Source organism: Ruegeria sp. YTSA072, assembly GCF_059610285.1.
In genome coordinates this window covers 741775-759165 of record NZ_JBXWNI010000001.1, presented here as the reverse complement: position 1 = coordinate 759165, position 17391 = coordinate 741775, and the positions used below count along the sequence as shown (strand labels likewise).

The following is a 17391-nucleotide window of genomic DNA, read 5'->3' as shown; positions in this document are numbered from 1 at the left end:
CTCCGATTTTCGAGTTACCCCGACCATAGGTCGGGCGATTGCGTCGTGCAAGACGCTCATTAAAGTGATGAGAATTTTGATATGCGTGTTTGCTTCAGACTTCGTTACAACCCCGGTATCCATCGTGGGCAAAAACGTCGCTGGAAATGCGCCTTGTGTCGAAAATCGACCGACTTGCCCCCACATAGACGTTTAGAACCGGTCCATCTGGTTAGGAGGAATCAAAAGCAATGCCTGACGTCACCATTGTTTACTGGCGCGATATTCCCGCCCAAGTCATCGTCGGCAAAGGCCGTCGTGGCGCAAAGCGGCAATTGGAGGAACGGTTCGAACAAGCAATCGACCGCGCGGCCATGAAGGTGAACGCCAAGGACAGCGATGCCTATCTGGCCGAATGGCGCAAGGCGGCCCCCTTTGCAGTCGACGGCGACCCGTCCGAGATTGCCGAGGCCGAAGCTGTGCGTTTGGAAACGGAATACGATCAGGACCGCATCAAAGCCCTGATCGCCAATGACGGTTGGGCATGAGCCCGAGACATCTATGGGAGGCCGCGATGGCTTTGCTGAACTTCAAGAAACGTGATGCGGTCGAAAACGGCCCTGTAAACCCGACCGTCGAAGCCTTTTTGCAAGGCTATTCGATTGAGGTGATGCCGCGCACCGCCGAAAAGGTCGAAGATTTCCGCGCGTTGCTGCCCGAAGGCACACGCGTTTACATCGCCCATATCGAAGGCACGCCGATCGAGGATATGGTCAAGACCGCCAAGCGGATCGCTGACGAAGGCTATCCGGTGATGCCGCACTTCCCTGCGCGGATCATCAAGGATGCGGCGACGCTGGAAAACTGGATTTCCATGTATCAGGGCGAGGCGGGCGTTGATCAGGCGTTGCTGCTGGCTGGTGGTGTTACCAACCCGCACGGCGATTTCGACAGTTCGATGCAGTTGCTGGAAAGTGGTCTGTTCGACAGGGCGGGCTTCAAGCGCTTGCACGTCGCGGGTCACCCTGAGGGCAACAAGGATATCGACCCAGACGGCTCGACCAAGAATGTCGACGACGCGCTGCGCTGGAAGCAGAAATTCAGCGAAACCACGGATGCCGATATGGCGCTGGCAACACAGTTTGCGTTTGAAGCCAAACCGATCATCGAATGGGCCGACGGTCTGAAAGAAGCTAGTATTGATATTCCGATCCATATTGGTATCGCGGGTCCGGCCAAGCTGCAGACCCTAATCAAATTCGCCATCGCCTGCGGTGTTGGCCCGTCGCTGAAGGTCCTGCAAAAGCGTGCGATGGATGTGTCCAAGCTGCTGCTGCCCTATGAGCCGACCGATGTGATCACCGAGCTGGCCAACCACAAAGCGGCCAACCCGGATTTCAACATCACCAATGTACACTTCTTCCCGCTTGGCGGCATCAAGACCAACGCCAACTGGGCCATCAATAACGGCGGCGCTTCGGCAAAGCCTGTAAACTCCTAAGGAACGGACATGACGCGTACAGTCGTAGAATCAAAAACAAAAACTGCCGTTCTGGGCTTTGACGAACCGTTCTGCGTGATCGGCGAGCGGATCAACCCGACGGGCCGTAAGAAACTGGCGGCCGAGCTGGAAGCCGGCGATTTCTCAACCGTTGAAAAGGACGCCATTGCGCAGGTTGCCGCCGGTGCGACCGTTCTGGATATCAATGCGGGCGTTGTCTACAACTCGAACCCCAACCCGAACGAGACTGAACCGCCACTGATGCGCAAGATCGTCGAGCTGGTGCAGGGTCTGGTTGACGTTCCGCTATGTGTCGACTCGTCCGTTCCCGGCGCTTTGGAAGCTGGTCTTGAAGCTGCCGAGGGCCGCCCGTTGCTGAACTCGGTCACCGGCGAAGAAGATCGTCTGGAACTGGTTCTGCCGCTGGTCAAAAAATACAACGTGCCGGTTGTTGCGATCTCGAACGATGACACCGGTATTTCCGAAGATCCCGATGTGCGCTTCGAAGTGGCCAAGAAGATTGTTGAGCGGGCCGCCGATTTCGGTATCCCGGCGCATGACATCGTCGTTGACCCGCTGGTGATGCCCATCGGTGCGATGGCAACCGCCGGTCAGCAGGTCTTTGCGCTGGTCCGTCGCCTGCGCGAAGAACTGGGCGTAAACACCACTTGTGGTGCTTCGAACGTGTCCTTTGGTCTGCCAAACCGCCACGGCATCAACAATGCGTTCCTGCCGATGGCAATGGGCGCAGGTATGACGTCGGCAATCATGAACCCGGTGGCACTGCCTGTGGGTCCCAAAAAGCTAGCCGAGAAAAAGGCCGAGGTCGAAGCCAAGGGGATCATTCTGCCTGCGGACATGGATGACGAAACTTTCTGTCAGCTGTTCGGTCTGGGCTCGACCAAGCCGCGCGCCGGTAAGGAAATGGAAGCCATCCGTGCCGCCAACCTGCTGACCAATAATGACCCGCATGGTGGCGAGTGGATTCGGTTCAACAAATCCCCGGAAGAAGCCGGCGCAGCGGGCGCTGTTGGTGGCCGTCGTGGTGGCGGGCGTCGTCGTCGCGCATGAACCAATCACTTCTAGTGAACAAAGGCCGGACCATGTGTCCGGCCTTTTTTTCGTATTGATTCTGATCGCCGCCGGAACCTGACAAGATCGCTAGATTAGTGGCGATATCGCGATAGTCGTCACGTACGAAGATGAGCCAACATCGTCGCCCAACACAGGCAGACGCTGACTTAAGCAAGCGTTCGGGAAAAAAGAATATTTCGAGGAGCTGGTCGATTTGCAAGCGCAACTGGCGTTGAGGCAAAAGATATTTCTATTTCACGAAACCAGGTGCGTTGTCCTGTTCGAAGGTTGGGGTGTGTCTGGACGGAACAAGGCGGTGCCGCTTTTCCGATGATGGGTTCTTGAAGTCGATAAGCCTCTGGTGATATCGGTGAAAAACGCGGCGGGTATGATGTAATGGTAGCCTGTCAGCTTCCCAAGCTGAACGCGCGGGTTCGATTCCCGCTACCCGCTCCAGAACTCGATTTGTCATCGGAAAAGCTTAGAAATCAGCGCTTTGAGCGTGGTTGCGTCTGTGGCTATTTATTCCGGGCGACGTGCCTGAAATAGGTTGATATCAGCCGGGATGTGCACCGCACCATTTTTGGCAAAGGGGTGAAACGCTTCGGCGACGGCGTGTTGGATCGCAGTCACGTCATCGGGTTTACCGTCGAAATGGGTAATAACACGGGCGGCGGGGCCAACGCGGGTGCAAAGGGCGGCGCAATCCAGCAAAGAGTCTTGAAAGTCCAACGTCAGATCAACAGAATCGGCGCGAATATTGCTTAGACCTGCCTTTTCCAGCAACCCGGTAACACGCTCACGATCATGAAACGCCAAGGGGCCCGGTGCATTCCGGTCGACTTTGGGCGGCGTGCCCAGCCGTTCGGTGGCTGCTATATGGGGTACTCGGAACCATGGGTTACCGGGTAATGGTCCCCAGGCGGCAAAGGTCATCGTGCCGCCGGGCCTTAGCGCGCGGGTCATGTTGGCAAAGGCGGCAACCGTATCCTCAAAGAACATGACCCCAAATCGCGAGATCATGGCGTCTCGGTCCGCTGCTTCAAAGGCGTAGGTCTGGGCGTCGGCGAACTGGAAGGTGATGTTTTGCGACCCGGCATCGGATGCTCGTGCCGATGCGCGGTCCAGAAATGGCTGCGAGACATCTGCAGCCAGAATGTGGCCATCTGGCCCGACGGAATGTGCGGCGGCGATCGCGCTTGCACCCGTTCCGCAGCCGATATCCAGAACACGCATGCCGGGTTTTAACCCGGCACGTTCCAGCACCAGATCAAGGACCGGGGCCATCAGCTGATCCAACTGGTCCTCATAGGTCAGCCATTTGGCACCGGACGGGGATTTCCCCCAATATTCAGCCTGTTCCTCGTTTGCGATCTGCATGTCGCCTCCCTTATGTCAGGGGTGACTATGACCGCCTGCGCCGTCTGCGACCAGAGCCTTCTTCTCCGCCACCGGCATTGAAGGAGGGCGAGGGCAGAGTGACCACCTGCGCCAATTCCGGGAACGGATCCGTCTTGTGCGGGATGGCATTTGCGGCGACGAAATGGTCCTGAAATTTCGGCTCGATGGCCGTTTCGACCTTGGTGATCTCGCGTACGACACGCTCAATCTCGGACCGGGCGCCAATGTTGCACAAGGCAATCCGCGCGCCGGTACCAGCCGCGTTGCCGGCACTTGAGACTTTGTTCAAGGGCGCATCGGGGATCATACCCAGAACCATCGCGTGCTTGGTCGAAATATGCGCGCCGAACGCCCCGGCCAGCACAACGCGATCCACCGTGTCGACGTTCATTTCATCCATCAACAGGCGTGCACCGGCATAGAGCGCGGATTTGGCCAGTTGGATGGCGCGGATATCGCCCTGAGTGACAGTGATACGCGGACCGCCCTCGGCGCTGGCGTCGTGGATCAGATAGGCGTGGGTGCGGCCTTCGGGGACGCAACGGGTGGTGCCGGTCTGTTCCGCAGACCCGATCAGGCCGCTTTCGTCCAATAATCCCGCAATTCGCATTTCTGCGACTGCTTCGATGATACCCGAGCCACAGATGCCTGTGATGCCGCTTGTGGCAATCTCTTGATCAAAGCCTTCTTCATCGGACCATTTCTCGGACCCGATCACGCGGAAACGGGGTTCTTTGGTGACCGGGTCAATTTCGATACGCTCAATGGCGCCGGGTGCTGCACGCTGGCCGGAACTGATCTGCGCGCCTTCGAATGCCGGACCTGTGGGCGAAGAACAGGCCAGAACGCGGCTGGTATTGCCCAGCAGGATTTCAGCGTTGGTGCCCACGTCCACGATAAGCACAAGGTCCTCGGACTTTCCCGGTTCTTCTGACAGTGCCACCGCGGCGCAGTCAGCGCCGACGTGGCCCGCAATGCACGGCAAGATGTAGACCTGAGCGCGCGGGTTCATATTTGTGAGGTCCATCTCGCGCGCGGGCAGGGACATGCTTTCCGATGTCGCCAGCGCAAAGGGCGCCTGACCCAGCTCAACCGGGTCCAGACCCAGCAGCAGGTGGTGCATCACCGGGTTACAGACGAAAACGGTTTCCACGATCAGCTCGAAACTAATCCCGGCTTCCTCAGAAATTGAGGTGGTCAAATCGTTAATCGCCTCTCGTACGGCTTTGGTCATCTCCTGATCACCGCCGGGGTTCATCATCGAATAGGAAACGCGGCTCATGAGGTCTTCGCCAAAGCGGATCTGCGGGTTCATCAGGCCCGAGGACGCCTTTACCTCACCTGTTTCCAGATCGGTAAGGTGGGCCGCGATTGTGGTCGAGCCGAGGTCGATGGCCAGACCGTAAAGCCCATGTTCGTGCAGACCGGGCCAGATTTCGACCACGCGGTCGACCGCGTCCTTGTGGCCTTTGTGAACGGCGACCGTGACTTCCCATTTGCCTTTGCGCAGAACGGGTTGCAGTTTGGACATCAGGGACAGGTCTGCGGTGACGGCGTCAATGTTCCACTGCTCGCGCAGGGCGCGTTCAAGCCGTTCCAAATCACCAGTGGGCGAATGCATGTCTGGCTCTTCTACCACAACGAAATACAACCGTGTCGCCGGATCCATTGTAATAGCTCGCGCTGCGGCGGCTTTGCGGACAACCTGACGGTGGACCTGGCTTTCGGGTGGGACGTCGATCACAACGTCGCCTTGGACTGTCGCCTGACATCCCAGGCGGCGCCCCGGCTTCAAACCGCGTTTGTCATCGTAACGCTGTTCGACCGCGTTCCATTCGCTCAACGCGTTCTCGGATGCTGTTACGCCGTGTTTAGGAAACTCGCCATAGCTGGGTGTGATCTGACATTTCGAACAAATCCCACGGCCGCCGCAGACCGAATCCAGATCCACACCCAACTGCCGTGCAGCAGTCAGAACCGGGGTACCCACGGGGAAATGCCCGCGTTTGCCTGACGGAGTAAAGACAACAAGGGGGTCGGTGGTCATTTTTGGCCTGCCTTTTGTATTCGCACGTATGCCCGGCAAGATATGGGTTTGTGCGCAAAGGGAAAGGCCATTCAGCGGCACGTTTTGAACGTCTTGCGTCGTTTTTTGCCGCGGTATCTGCCAGCGAAGGGAAACTAGTTTAGGTCAGGGGCTTTTCCTTAGGTTAAATCCATGTAATAGGGTCACCGCCAAACGGGCTTTTGCATGGGGTTAACAGATGCAGATTCGTGAGGCACTTACCTTTGACGATGTTTTATTGGTTCCGGCGTCCTCGTCGGTGCTGCCGGCGACGGCGGATACGGCCACGCGTGTGACGCGTGAAATAACGATGAACATCCCGCTGCTCAGCTCGGCCATGGACACGGTGACCGAGGCGCGCATGGCCATCGCAATGGCGCAGGCAGGCGGTATCGGTGTTGTTCACAAGAACCTGACGGTCGAAGAGCAAGCCCGAGAGATTCGTCGCGTGAAGCGATTTGAGTCGGGCATCGTGTACAACCCGGTCACGCTGAGCGTGAACCAAACGCTGGCGGACGCGAAGGCGCTGGTGCAGCGCTATAACTTTACCGGCTTTCCGGTCGTCGATGAAAGCGGGCGCGTCGTGGGTATCCTGACCAATCGCGATATGCGATTTGCAACGTCTGATGAGACGCCGGTTCACGTGATGATGACATCGGACAATCTGGCGATGCTGCAAGAGCCTGCAGATCTGGAAGAGGCCAAGAGCCTCATGAAAGCGCGCCGGATCGAAAAACTGCTGGTGGTCGATGGCGAAGGCAAGCTGACAGGCCTGCTGACCCTGAAAGATACCGAGCAAGCCGTGCTGAACCCGACCGCCTGTAAGGACCGGTTGGGTCGTTTGCGGGTCGCTGCAGCGACATCCGTTGGCGATTCTGGTTTCGAACGGTCCGAGCAGTTAGTGGATTCGGGCGTTGATATCATCGTGGTCGACACTGCTCATGGGCATTCGCAGGGCGTTCTGGACGCGGTGCGGCGGGTCAAGACACTCTCGAACGAGGTCCAGATCATTGCGGGCAATGTAGCGACGAGCGAGGCCACCAAGGCGCTGATCGATGCCGGGGCGGATGCAATCAAGGTTGGCATCGGGCCGGGCTCCATCTGCACAACCCGGATGGTTGCAGGCGTCGGCGTACCCCAATTGACAGCGATCATGGACTGCGCGACGGCTGCCGGGGATGTTCCGGTAATCGCAGATGGCGGCATCAAATTCTCGGGCGATTTCGCTAAGGCCATTGCCGCAGGCGCATCCTGTGCAATGGTTGGTTCGATGATCGCGGGAACGGATGAAAGCCCGGGTGAGGTGATCTTGTATCAGGGCCGTTCGTTCAAATCTTATCGTGGTATGGGCAGCCTTGGCGCCATGGCGCGCGGGTCGGCGGATCGCTATTTCCAGAAAGACGCAGCCAGCGACAAGTTGGTGCCCGAAGGGATCGAAGGGCAGGTGCCCTATAAGGGATCGGCCAGTGCAGTGGTACACCAGCTGGTTGGCGGCCTGCGTGCGGCGATGGGCTATACCGGCTGCGCGACAGTCGAAGAAATGCGCAAGAACTGTAATTTCGTCAAAATCACCGGCGCTGGCCTGAAAGAAAGCCATGTGCATGACGTCCAGATCACGCGTGAGAGCCCGAACTACCGGGTAATGTGACGCAACAGAGTTTGCAGCACGGCGCCCCAACGCGGGCGCCGTTTTGCGTTTTTTGGGTTTAGCAGAGAAATCGGAAATATCTTATGACCCCAGCAGCGCGCGTTCAGGCTTCGATTGAAATCCTTGATGATATCCTCGCAGGGGCACCGGTTGAAAAGGCTTTGACAGGATGGGCGCGCCGCAGCCGGTTTGCGGGCTCGAAAGACCGTGCCGCCGTGCGCGATCACGTGTTCGAAGCGCTGCGTTGCAAACGGTCCTTCTCGGCCTTGGGCGGGGCAGAAACCGGGCGCGGGTTGATGATCGGTTCGATCCGGTCAACCGGCGGAGATCCAGAGACGCTGTTTACAGGCGAACGATATACGCCAGAGCCGTTAACCGCCGCCGATGCATCGCGCGCGTTCAGCTCGGATTCCGAGCGCTGCGACATCCCCGAATGGCTCTGGCCGCGTTTTCAAACCTCGCTTGGTGATCAAGCAGAGGCGGCGGCAAAGGTATTGCAAACCCGTGCACCTGTTCACTTGCGGGCCAACATTGCCAAAACCGATCGGGCTGGTGCGATTGCAGCTTTGAGTGCTGACGGAATCAGCGCGCAAGGCCATCCGGCGTGTGAAACCGCCTTGGAAGTCACTGAAGGGGCCCGGAAAATTGCCCAAAGCCGCGCTTATTCCGAAGGTCTGGTCGAATTGCAGGACGCAGCCAGCCAAGCCGTGGTCGCAGCGCTCGATCTCCAGCCAGGTCTGCGTGTTCTGGATTATTGCGCAGGCGGTGGCGGCAAGTCGCTGGCTCTGGCGGCCCATTCGGGTGTCGAGGTCTTTGCGCATGATGTGAACGCAGGGCGCATGCGCGATCTGCCGATGCGGGCCAAACGGGCCGGTGTGCGTGTTACCTGCCTGCAGCCGGAAGATGTAGCCCGTCAGGCTCCGTTCGATATTGTCCTGACGGATGCGCCATGCTCGGGCAGCGGCTCGTGGCGGCGTGCCCCGGCAGGTAAATGGGCACTGTCCGAAGAGGGATTGCACGCGCTGAATGCACTACAGTCCGACATCCTGAATTCCGCCGCTCAACTGGTTGGACCGGGTGGAATTCTAGCCTATGCGACCTGCTCCATGTTGGATGATGAAAACGGCAATATTGTCGACGGATTTCTTAAACTGAATCCCGACTGGACCGAAACGATGCGAAAGTCGTGGCTTGTGACACACGGTGCAGACGGGTTCTTTACGTCGCACTTGACGCGATAGTGTGCCATTGAATAACAACCTTAGGTAGAAGTTTCCGCTGTCCTAAAGGGGGCGTTAACCAAATTCGGGCTGAGTGTGACAAAGCCTTTTGACCTGAGTTGTTAATGTCCGACACTGCAGAGATCTTTTCTGAGCCGACCTCAAGCAAAACACCGGCCTTCTCGCGCCTTGTACCGCTCGTTGTTCTGGGCACATTGCTGAGCGTAACACCGTTGACAGAAGTGTTACCGACCGCCTGGGATACGGGGCTTGTTGTTGCTGGCGTCTCGCTGTTATCCGCCGGTCTTCTTGTTGTTTTTCGGGGTTTCACGGCCGAACGGACGGCACGCAATTCGGCAGAAGTGATGGCCGTCTTCACCGAACAGGACTTGTGTCCGACGGTGATCGCCAACGCAAATGGCGATATTCTGAGCGCGAACACGCGGGCAAGGGCGCAGATAAATGCTTTTCCGGGTGCGCGATTGCAGCATTGCCTGAAATCCAAATTCGCTAACCCCGCAGCGATCCTGCTGCGCCTGCAATCCATCGCGGAAATCCACGAACGCGCCCGCGAAGATATCGTGACCGTTGGCTCGACAATCCCGATCTCGGTTTTCAGCGTGGGGCAGGATGTGTTCTGCTGGCGGTTTCATCTGGATGAAGGCGGGCAATGGGATGACGCCCCTGTTCCGGTGCTGACAGAGGGTCGCAATGGGGCAATTCTGCGCGTGAACGGAACGGCAGAGGCCATGATCGGTCACCGGCCCGACGTTATGGGTAAGATATTCCCCAAGGACATCCCGCAACCGGGTGAAATCTCGCTGGTTGAAACTTTGGACGGGCGGGTGCCTGTGACCGTGTCCGAGCTGTCCCGCTCGGGCACTGTGCGCGATCTGCTTTTGTTGCCGATGAAAACTGCGGGTCCATCCGGGGGCGATGCCCCGTTCGCTGAACTGCCCGTGCCGGTTATGTGTTTGTCCCCCGAAGGCGAAATTTTGGATGCGAACCGGATGGCGATCAAGCTGATCGGAGAGATCCAGCGGGGCAAGTCGAACGTGGCCGAAATCATGCACGGGCTCGGCTATCCCATCCTGGATTGGTTGACCCGCACCGCGACCGAAGAGAATGCCGTTCCCCGGTCGGAATTTCTTCGCCTGTCACGTCAGGACAAAGAAGTTTTCGTGCAGGTCACACTGAACCGAGTGACGTGCAAGGGACAGACTTGTCTGATCGCCGTCCTGAATGATGCGACCGAGTTGAAGACACTGGAAGCTCAGTTTGTGCAGGGGCAAAAGATGCAGGCTGTCGGGCAATTGGCGGGCGGCGTGGCTCATGATTTTAACAACCTTCTGACTGCGATTTCGGGGCATTGCGATCTATTGCTGCTGCGGCATGATCAGAATGATCCGAACTATGGTGACCTGGTTCAGATCAACCAGAACGCCAACCGGGCCGCGGCGTTGGTCAGTCAACTTCTTGCATTCTCGCGAAAGCAGACTTTGCAGCCCGAGGTTCTGGACCTGCGCGACACAATTTCCGACCTGATCCATCTTTTGAACCGCTTGGTGGGCGAAAAGGTTCGCCTGACGTTAAGCCATGATCCCGTCCTGAAGCCTGTGCGCGCAGACAAAAGGCAGCTCGAACAGGTGTTTATGAACCTAGTTGTGAACGCACGGGACGCGATGCCCGAAGGTGGCGAGGTGCGCATCGAGACTGAGGTTATTTCTCTGACCGAACCGTTCCGGCGGGATCGTGCAACGGTTCAACCCGGCGAATACGTCACCGTGAAAGTGATCGACAGCGGCACAGGCATTCCCGCAGACAAGCTGCAAAAAGTGTTTGAGCCATTCTATACGACCAAGCGCACCGGTGAGGGGACCGGTCTTGGACTGTCGACGGTCTACGGCATCGTCAAGCAGACCGGAGGGTTCATCTTTGTCGATAGCATTCAGGGCAAGGGAACCGAATTTACCGTGTATCTGCCGGTTTCAACCGCACCGCAGAAAATTGATCAGGACATCGCCAGCCTTCCGGAAAACCCAACGTCCCGGCAGGGTGAAGGCGTAGTTCTGCTGGTCGAGGATGAGGCCCCGGTTCGGGCCTTTGCCACACGTGCATTGCGATTGAAGGGCTACACCGTGCTCGAAGCCGGATCCGCCGAAGAGGCGCTGCACCTGCTGGAGGATGGGTCGGTGCATGTGGATGCTTTCGTGACAGACGTGGTCATGCCCGGCATGGATGGGCCAACCTGGGTGCGCAAAGCGATGGAGACCCGACCAAATGTGCGGGTGATCTTTATGTCTGGCTATACCGAAGGCGCTTTTGGCGATTCAGGCCCCGAGATTGCGAATTCCACCTTTTTGCCCAAGCCGTTCTCTTTGACGCAGTTGACCGAGGCTGTGTTTAACCAACTGAACTGACTAACGCGCCGCGTCGTGGCAGGAAAACTCCTCGGCGTGGTGCTTGCGGAACTTCTTTTCCGTTTCCGTCGACAAGAATAGGTCGCGCTTTGGTGAGACATTCTCGCGCTGCAGGGTGATTTCCATGTTCAACCGGTCCTGAAGAAAGTTCAGTATCTTATCTTGATTTTCGTATTTAAAAACATGCGTAGCACCGAAACCGTTGTTTCGGGTGCGGAAAAACTGGCTCTGACTGCCGACATCTGCGAATTCCGGGCGGGGGTTTTGCATGTAACCCTGAACAAAATTATCAAAGCTCAGGTCGCGGGTTGAATGCGGGTGCCCAATGCGGTCGTCCCGGCTGCGGTATTTGTACCAACTGCCGAGCCAGTCGATAGGTTCGCGCACGACGGCCATGATTTCCATTTCGGTGTCATACATTTTGCGAAAAATGTTTTGAAAAAACCTGTCATAACGGCGAACAGGCGCATGTTTCAATTCGGGCGGGCCGGTGACGACAAAGTCGGCCCGCGCGCTCAGGGCAGTGTGATAGGCTGTGCTGCCTGTTTTTGGGACTGCCAGAAACGCAAGGCGTTCCTTATAGAAAACAAGCATTTATTCGCCCTTCGCCGCCTAATTTAGTAGTCGCAGATTGGCGTAAACGACTCTTTAACACAATTGCCGAACAGTAAGTATTGTAAGTTTTAGTTGAAATGTTCTCTTTTTGGTCCCATAAGGAACAAGAGGCGAACAAAGCAGTGATTGCCGCCCGATCATGGGTGTGACAAAAGAGAAGGCGACAGGACAATGGCGGATCTTCTGACAATGAGCGACAAGAAAAACGCAGACAAGCAAAAGGCGCTTGATAGCGCGCTGGCGCAAATCGAACGGCAGTTCGGCAAGGGCTCGATCATGAAGCTTGGTGAGGATTCCAAGCAAGACATCGACGCAAGCTCGACCGGATCACTGGGTTTGGATATCGCGCTGGGAATCGGTGGTCTGCCGATGGGCAGGATCGTCGAGATTTATGGCCCGGAAAGCTCGGGTAAGACCACGCTGACACTGCATTGCATAGCGGAACAGCAAAAACGCGGCGGGGTGTGTGCATTCGTGGATGCCGAACACGCGCTGGATCCTCAATATGCCCGCAAATTGGGTGTTGATCTGGATGAGCTTCTGATCTCGCAGCCTGACACAGGTGAACAGGCGCTTGAGATCACCGACACGCTTGTTCGTTCGGGCGCGGTGAACATGGTTGTGGTCGACTCGGTTGCGGCATTGACGCCTAAGTCCGAGTTGGAAGGCGATATGGGTGACAGCAGCGTCGGCGTTCAGGCCCGATTGATGAGCCAGGCAATGCGAAAGCTGACCGGTTCCATTAACCGCTCAAACTGCATGGTGATCTTTATTAACCAAATCCGGATGAAAATCGGCGTAATGTTTGGCAGCCCCGAAACCACGACCGGTGGGAACGCGCTGAAATTCTACAGCTCGGTTCGTCTGGATATCCGCCGCATCGGCGCGATCAAAGACCGCGACGAAGTTGTCGGCAACCAGACGCGCGTGAAAGTCGTCAAGAACAAGGTGGCGCCGCCCTTCAAGCAGGTGGAATTCGACATCATGTATGGCGAAGGCATAAGCAAGATGGGTGAGCTGCTGGATCTGGGCGTCAAGGCTGGCGTGGTCGAGAAATCGGGCTCGTGGTTCAGCTATGGCGACGAACGGATCGGGCAGGGGCGTGAAAATGCCAAACAATACTTGCGCGACAACAGCCGTATTGCGCTGGATATCGAAGACAAGATTCGCGCTGCGCATGGTCTTGAGTTCGACATGCCGCCCGGTTCTGCCGAGGAAGACGACATCCTCGAGGCATAACAAACGCAAATGGGGGCCGCAAAAATCCCCCGGTTTTGCAAGAATTGAGAATACTCGAGATAAGGCGGTCCGCGTGGCCGCCTTAACTCGTTCTATACATGGTGATCCCGTTCAATTGGTGTGTGCTGCAATTGGTGAGGGGTTTTCTAGCCCTTCAAAAACAAGGCCGATTTATCTTTGTGGACTATCCTTGGGTACGGGGATAAACCATTTCAGAACACTGAGATTGCGCGCCGAGAGAGCCATATGCCCACGCTGAACGAAATCCGCTCAACCTTTCTGAATTATTTTGCCAAACAGGGGCATGAAATTGTCGCGTCCAGCCCGCTGGTTCCGCGCAATGACCCGACATTGATGTTCGTGAACTCGGGCATGGTGCAGTTCAAGAACCTGTTTACCGGTGTTGAAACCCGTGATTATCAGCGCGCCACGACGGCACAGAAATGCGTGCGCGCTGGCGGTAAGCACAATGACCTCGATAACGTTGGCTATACTGCACGACACCACACCTTCTTCGAAATGCTCGGCAACTTTTCCTTCGGCAATTACTTCAAACACGAGGCGATCCCTTTTGCGTGGGAGTTGATCACCAAGGAATTCGGCATCGACAAGAACCGTCTGCTCGCAACGGTGTATCATACGGATGACGAGGCGTTCGAGATCTGGAAAAAGGTCGGCGTGCCCGAAGACCGGATCATCCGCATCGCCACCAGCGATAACTTCTGGCAGATGGGGCCGACTGGTCCGTGTGGGCCATGTACCGAGATTTTCTACGACCATGGCGATCACATCTGGGGTGGCCCTCCGGGATCGCCCGACGAAGACGGCGATCGGTTCATCGAAATCTGGAATATCGTTTTCATGCAGAACGAGCAGTTCGAAGACGGCTCGATGGTCGAACTCGACATGCAGTCGATCGATACTGGCATGGGGCTGGAACGGATTGGCGCGCTGCTGCAGGGCAGCCATGACAACTATGACACCGACCTGTTCAAGACGTTGATCGAAGCGTCTGCTCATGCCACCGGGGTTGATCCCTATGGCGACCAGAATGTGCACCACCGGGTCATTGCGGACCACCTGCGCGCGACATCCTTCCTAATCGCGGATGGCGTGATGCCTTCCAATGACGGGCGTGGCTATGTGCTGCGCCGGATCATGCGTCGCGCGATGCGTCATGCGCATCTTCTGGGGGCGAAAGATCCGGTTATGTATCAGCTGGTGCCAAGTCTGGTGCAGCTGATGGGCGCGCAATACACTGAGTTGGGACAGGCGCAGCCGTTGATCGAAGAGACGCTGCTGTTGGAGGAAACCAGGTTCAAGCAAACCCTAGATCGTGGTCTGAAACTCCTGGATGATGAAGTTGCAGGCCTGCCCGAGGGCGCGGCACTTCCGGGTGATGCGGCATTCAAATTGTACGACACGTATGGGTTCCCACTGGACCTGACGCAGGATGCCCTGCGCGAAAAGGGTCGTTCCGTGGACACGGACGGGTTCGACGCGGCCATGGCCGAACAAAAAGCCAAGGCGCGTGCTGCATGGGCCGGTTCGGGTGAGGCTGCGGATCAGGCAGTGTGGTTTGATGTGCTGGATACTGCCGGGGCCACGGACTTTCTGGGCTATGACACGGAAAAGGCCGAAGGGCAGATTGCTGCGTTGGTGGTTGACGGTGCGTTGGTGGATACAATTGAAAAGGGCGGATCCGGTTGGGTGATTGTTAACCAAACGCCGTTCTATGGCGAAGCTGGCGGTCAGATCGGTGATACTGGTGAAATCCGTCGTCTTGAAGAACGCGATGACATGGCGCGGGTCGAAGACACCAGAAAATTCGCCGATGGCAAAGTTCATGCCCATAAAGTGACCGTTGATCAGGGCGCTTTGTCCAAAGGTGACGCGGTCGAGCTTGAGGTCGACCACGCGCGGCGCACGGCAATTCGCGCAAACCACTCGGCCACGCACCTGCTGCACGAGGCGCTGCGGGAAACGCTGGGCGATCATGTTGCACAGCGCGGCTCGCTGAACGCGGCTGACCGGTTACGGTTTGACTTCAGCCATTCCAAGGCGCTGAGCGCGGATGAGATCCAAAAGGTCGAACGCGATGTGAATGACTTTATCCGTCAGAACTCGACCGTCGAAACGCGGATCATGACCCCCGATGATGCGCGCGAACTGGGCGCACAGGCGCTGTTTGGCGAAAAATACGGCGACGAGGTCCGTGTTGTTTCCATGGGCAAAGCTCCGACCGGTAAAGGTCAGGATGGCGAAACATGGTCGATTGAGCTGTGCGGCGGCACCCATGTACGTCAGACTGGTGACATCGGTACTTTTGTGGTTCTGGGCGACAGCGCCAGCAGCGCGGGTGTACGCCGGATCGAGGCTCTGACCGGTGACGAGGCGCTGCGGCATCTGTCGCAGCAGGATCAGCGACTGGGTCAGATCGCATCGGAACTCAAGGCGCAGCCAGATGACGTTGTTGGCCGTGTCAAAGCACTGTTGGACGAACGCAAATCGCTGCAAAACGAAGTGGCGCAGCTGCGCCGTGACTTGGCCATGGCCGGCGGGGCCGGGCAGGGTGGTGGCGAAGCGCGTGATGTGAACGGGGTCGCCTTCCTTGCGCAGGCGTTGAACGGCGTATCGGGCAAGGATTTGCCGGCGTTGATTGATGAACACAAAAGCCGTCTGGGGTCCGGTGCCGTTCTACTGATCGCGGATGCGGGCGGTAAGGCTGCTGTGGCAGCCGGTGTGACGGCCGATCTGACAGACAAGGTTTCGGCCGTCGATCTGGTTCGTGCAGCCGTCGCAGAACTGGGCGGCAAGGGCGGCGGTGGACGCCCCGACATGGCGCAAGGCGGTGGCAAGCACGCGTCGAACGCAGATGCGGCGATCAAAGCCGCAGAACAGGTTTTGGGAGGATAAGATGGCTGCACTCTGGATTGCCCACGTCACCGTGACGGACGCAGACGCATATGCGAAATACGCGGAGCTCGCAGGGCCTGCGATTGCCAAGCACGGCGGGGCGTTCATTGCCCGCGCTGCACGTTATGTCCAACTGGAAGGGAAAGAGCGTCCGCGCAATGTGGTCGCTAAGTTTCCGTCCGTCGAGGCCGCGGTCGAATGCTATAATTCACCGGAGTACCAGCAGGCCCTGGACCACGCGCGCGGCGCAAGTGAGCGTGAACTGGTGGTTGTAGAAATTACCGACTGAAGGTGTGGCGAGGCTGATTGGCAGGTTTTCTGCCAGTCAGACCGGTTCATGGGCGAAATTCGGCCGAACTGTTCACCGGTGAAGTGAACCCTATTGCGGCAATTTTTGACTTATACGGAATCCTCTTGATTCCAGTGTCTTATTGTATATCAACACCAGTTTCAGGGTGTTTTCCCACTTGGATTGTGGCGCGTTGCCCTTAATTCCAGCGCGAAATGGTCATAATGAGTGACGAAATTCCGCCTTTTTTCCACTTCACGTTCGCCCCAGATTGTACAAGCGCTACCGTTTACCAATAGTTGTTTCTAATGGAATACGGTCCTGCTTGTCGTCAATCGTTGCGTAGACAGGGATCAAGGTTCAGGCATGAAATCGGTAGATATCGGACTCAAAGGCGCCTTCGTGCGGTTGAAGACATATACAGGACGGGCAGTTGGGATTGCCGCATTGGTTTGCGGGGCCATGCTTGTTGGTTCCCATGTGGATGCAAGTGAGGGCAGCTTTATCCGAACGCTCGCGGCGTCCCCTCCGCCTTCCGGTGCGCAGCAGTTGTGCCGTCAGTACGCTTGGGCGTGCTCGAGCAAGACGTCGGTACGCATGACGTCACAGCAGGAAATGCAGATCATTGAGCGGATCAACCGTCAGGTCAACGCAACAACGCGCGCGGTTACGGATCAGACCCAGTACCGCACTACCGAGCGGTGGGCGTTGCCGACAACGCGCGGCGGGGATTGCGAGGATTTTGCACTTTTGAAGAAAAGAGATCTGATTAGGGCAGGCGTTGATCCAAATAAATTGCTGATCGCGACGGTGTTGGATACACGCCGCAACGCACATGCAGTTCTTGTGTATCGCTCTGCTCAAGGGGATCTGGTGCTGGACAATTTGACCAACCGGATCAAACCCTGGTCGGCCACACGGTATTTGTTCCTCCGGATGCAGGATCCGGCGAAGCCAAGCAATTGGGTTGGTGTGTACGGAAGAAGCTAAGGCTTTCTACTGATCTATCAGTTTTTTCACGGCA

At 57.2% G+C, this 17391-nt stretch carries 13 protein-coding genes and 1 tRNA gene; 11 read left to right on the top strand and 3 right to left on the bottom strand.

Annotated features, from left to right (window positions below; all coding sequences use genetic code 11):
* Nucleotides 1–230 precede the first annotated feature (230 nt).
* The 4 genes from AC2FIB_RS03730 to AC2FIB_RS03715 all read left to right on the top strand — a co-directional run bounded on the left by AC2FIB_RS03730 (nt 231) and on the right by AC2FIB_RS03715 (nt 3010).
* The gene (locus tag AC2FIB_RS03730) at nt 231–527 is read left to right on the top strand and encodes a virulence factor (protein ID WP_050603423.1); all 297 of its coding nucleotides are present in this window, start codon (nt 231–233) and stop codon (nt 525–527) included.
* A gap of 26 nt (nt 528–553) precedes the next feature.
* Complete coding sequence (locus AC2FIB_RS03725; protein WP_496841774.1) at nt 554–1480, top strand: methylenetetrahydrofolate reductase; 927 nt, start codon at nt 554–556, stop codon at nt 1478–1480.
* A 9-nt stretch (nt 1481–1489) separates the two neighbouring features.
* The gene (locus AC2FIB_RS03720) at nt 1490–2551 is read left to right on the top strand and encodes a methyltetrahydrofolate cobalamin methyltransferase (RefSeq protein WP_058271694.1); all 1062 of its coding nucleotides are present in this window, start codon (nt 1490–1492) and stop codon (nt 2549–2551) included.
* 385 nt (nt 2552–2936) lie between these two features.
* A tRNA-Gly gene (locus AC2FIB_RS03715) sits at nt 2937–3010 on the top strand.
* A 66-nt stretch (nt 3011–3076) separates the two neighbouring features.
* Here the strand turns inward: AC2FIB_RS03715 and AC2FIB_RS03710 are convergent.
* Nucleotides 3077–3934 carry a class I SAM-dependent methyltransferase gene (locus AC2FIB_RS03710; protein ID WP_496733292.1) on the bottom strand — a complete coding sequence of 286 codons (858 nt, stop codon included), beginning with the start codon at nt 3932–3934 and terminating at the stop codon, nt 3077–3079.
* A 25-nt stretch (nt 3935–3959) separates the two neighbouring features.
* Nucleotides 3960–6002, bottom strand: a complete 2043-nt coding sequence (locus AC2FIB_RS03705) for an ASKHA domain-containing protein (protein WP_496733276.1) — start codon at nt 6000–6002, stop codon at nt 3960–3962.
* Between the two features lie 217 nt (nt 6003–6219).
* Here AC2FIB_RS03705 and guaB point away from each other — a divergent pair, with 217 nt between their 5' ends.
* The 3 genes from guaB (at nt 6220) to AC2FIB_RS03690 (ending at nt 11308) form a co-directional block, all read left to right on the top strand.
* Nucleotides 6220–7668 carry an IMP dehydrogenase gene (guaB, locus tag AC2FIB_RS03700; protein ID WP_058271691.1) on the top strand — a complete coding sequence of 483 codons (1449 nt, stop codon included), beginning with the start codon at nt 6220–6222 and terminating at the stop codon, nt 7666–7668.
* Nucleotides 7669–7751: 83 nt separating this feature from the next.
* Nucleotides 7752–8909, top strand: a complete 1158-nt coding sequence (locus tag AC2FIB_RS03695; protein ID WP_496733274.1) for an RsmB/NOP family class I SAM-dependent RNA methyltransferase — start codon at nt 7752–7754, stop codon at nt 8907–8909.
* A gap of 104 nt (nt 8910–9013) precedes the next feature.
* Nucleotides 9014–11308, top strand: coding sequence for an ATP-binding protein (locus AC2FIB_RS03690; RefSeq protein ID WP_496733273.1), 2295 nt, complete (start codon nt 9014–9016; stop codon nt 11306–11308).
* Here the strand turns inward: AC2FIB_RS03690 and AC2FIB_RS03685 are convergent, their stop codons facing one another.
* Entirely contained in the window at nt 11309–11902 is a 594-nt protein-coding gene (locus AC2FIB_RS03685; protein WP_496841738.1) for a sulfotransferase family 2 domain-containing protein, read from the bottom strand.
* Nucleotides 11903–12094: 192 nt separating this feature from the next.
* Between AC2FIB_RS03685 and recA the strand changes: the two genes are divergently transcribed.
* The 4 genes from recA (at nt 12095) to AC2FIB_RS03665 (ending at nt 17357) form a co-directional block, all read left to right on the top strand.
* Entirely contained in the window at nt 12095–13162 is a 1068-nt protein-coding gene (gene recA / locus AC2FIB_RS03680; protein ID WP_170557243.1) for a recombinase RecA, read from the top strand.
* Between the two features lie 246 nt (nt 13163–13408).
* The gene (gene alaS, locus AC2FIB_RS03675; protein ID WP_496841737.1) at nt 13409–16078 is read left to right on the top strand and encodes an alanine--tRNA ligase; all 2670 of its coding nucleotides are present in this window, start codon (nt 13409–13411) and stop codon (nt 16076–16078) included.
* 1 nt (nt 16079) lies between these two features.
* Complete coding sequence (locus AC2FIB_RS03670; RefSeq protein ID WP_170557245.1) at nt 16080–16367, top strand: DUF1330 domain-containing protein; 288 nt, start codon at nt 16080–16082, stop codon at nt 16365–16367.
* Between the two features lie 366 nt (nt 16368–16733).
* Nucleotides 16734–17357 carry a transglutaminase-like cysteine peptidase gene (locus AC2FIB_RS03665; protein ID WP_496733268.1) on the top strand — a complete coding sequence of 208 codons (624 nt, stop codon included), beginning with the start codon at nt 16734–16736 and terminating at the stop codon, nt 17355–17357.
* The last annotated feature ends 34 nt before the right edge of the window (nt 17358–17391 follow it).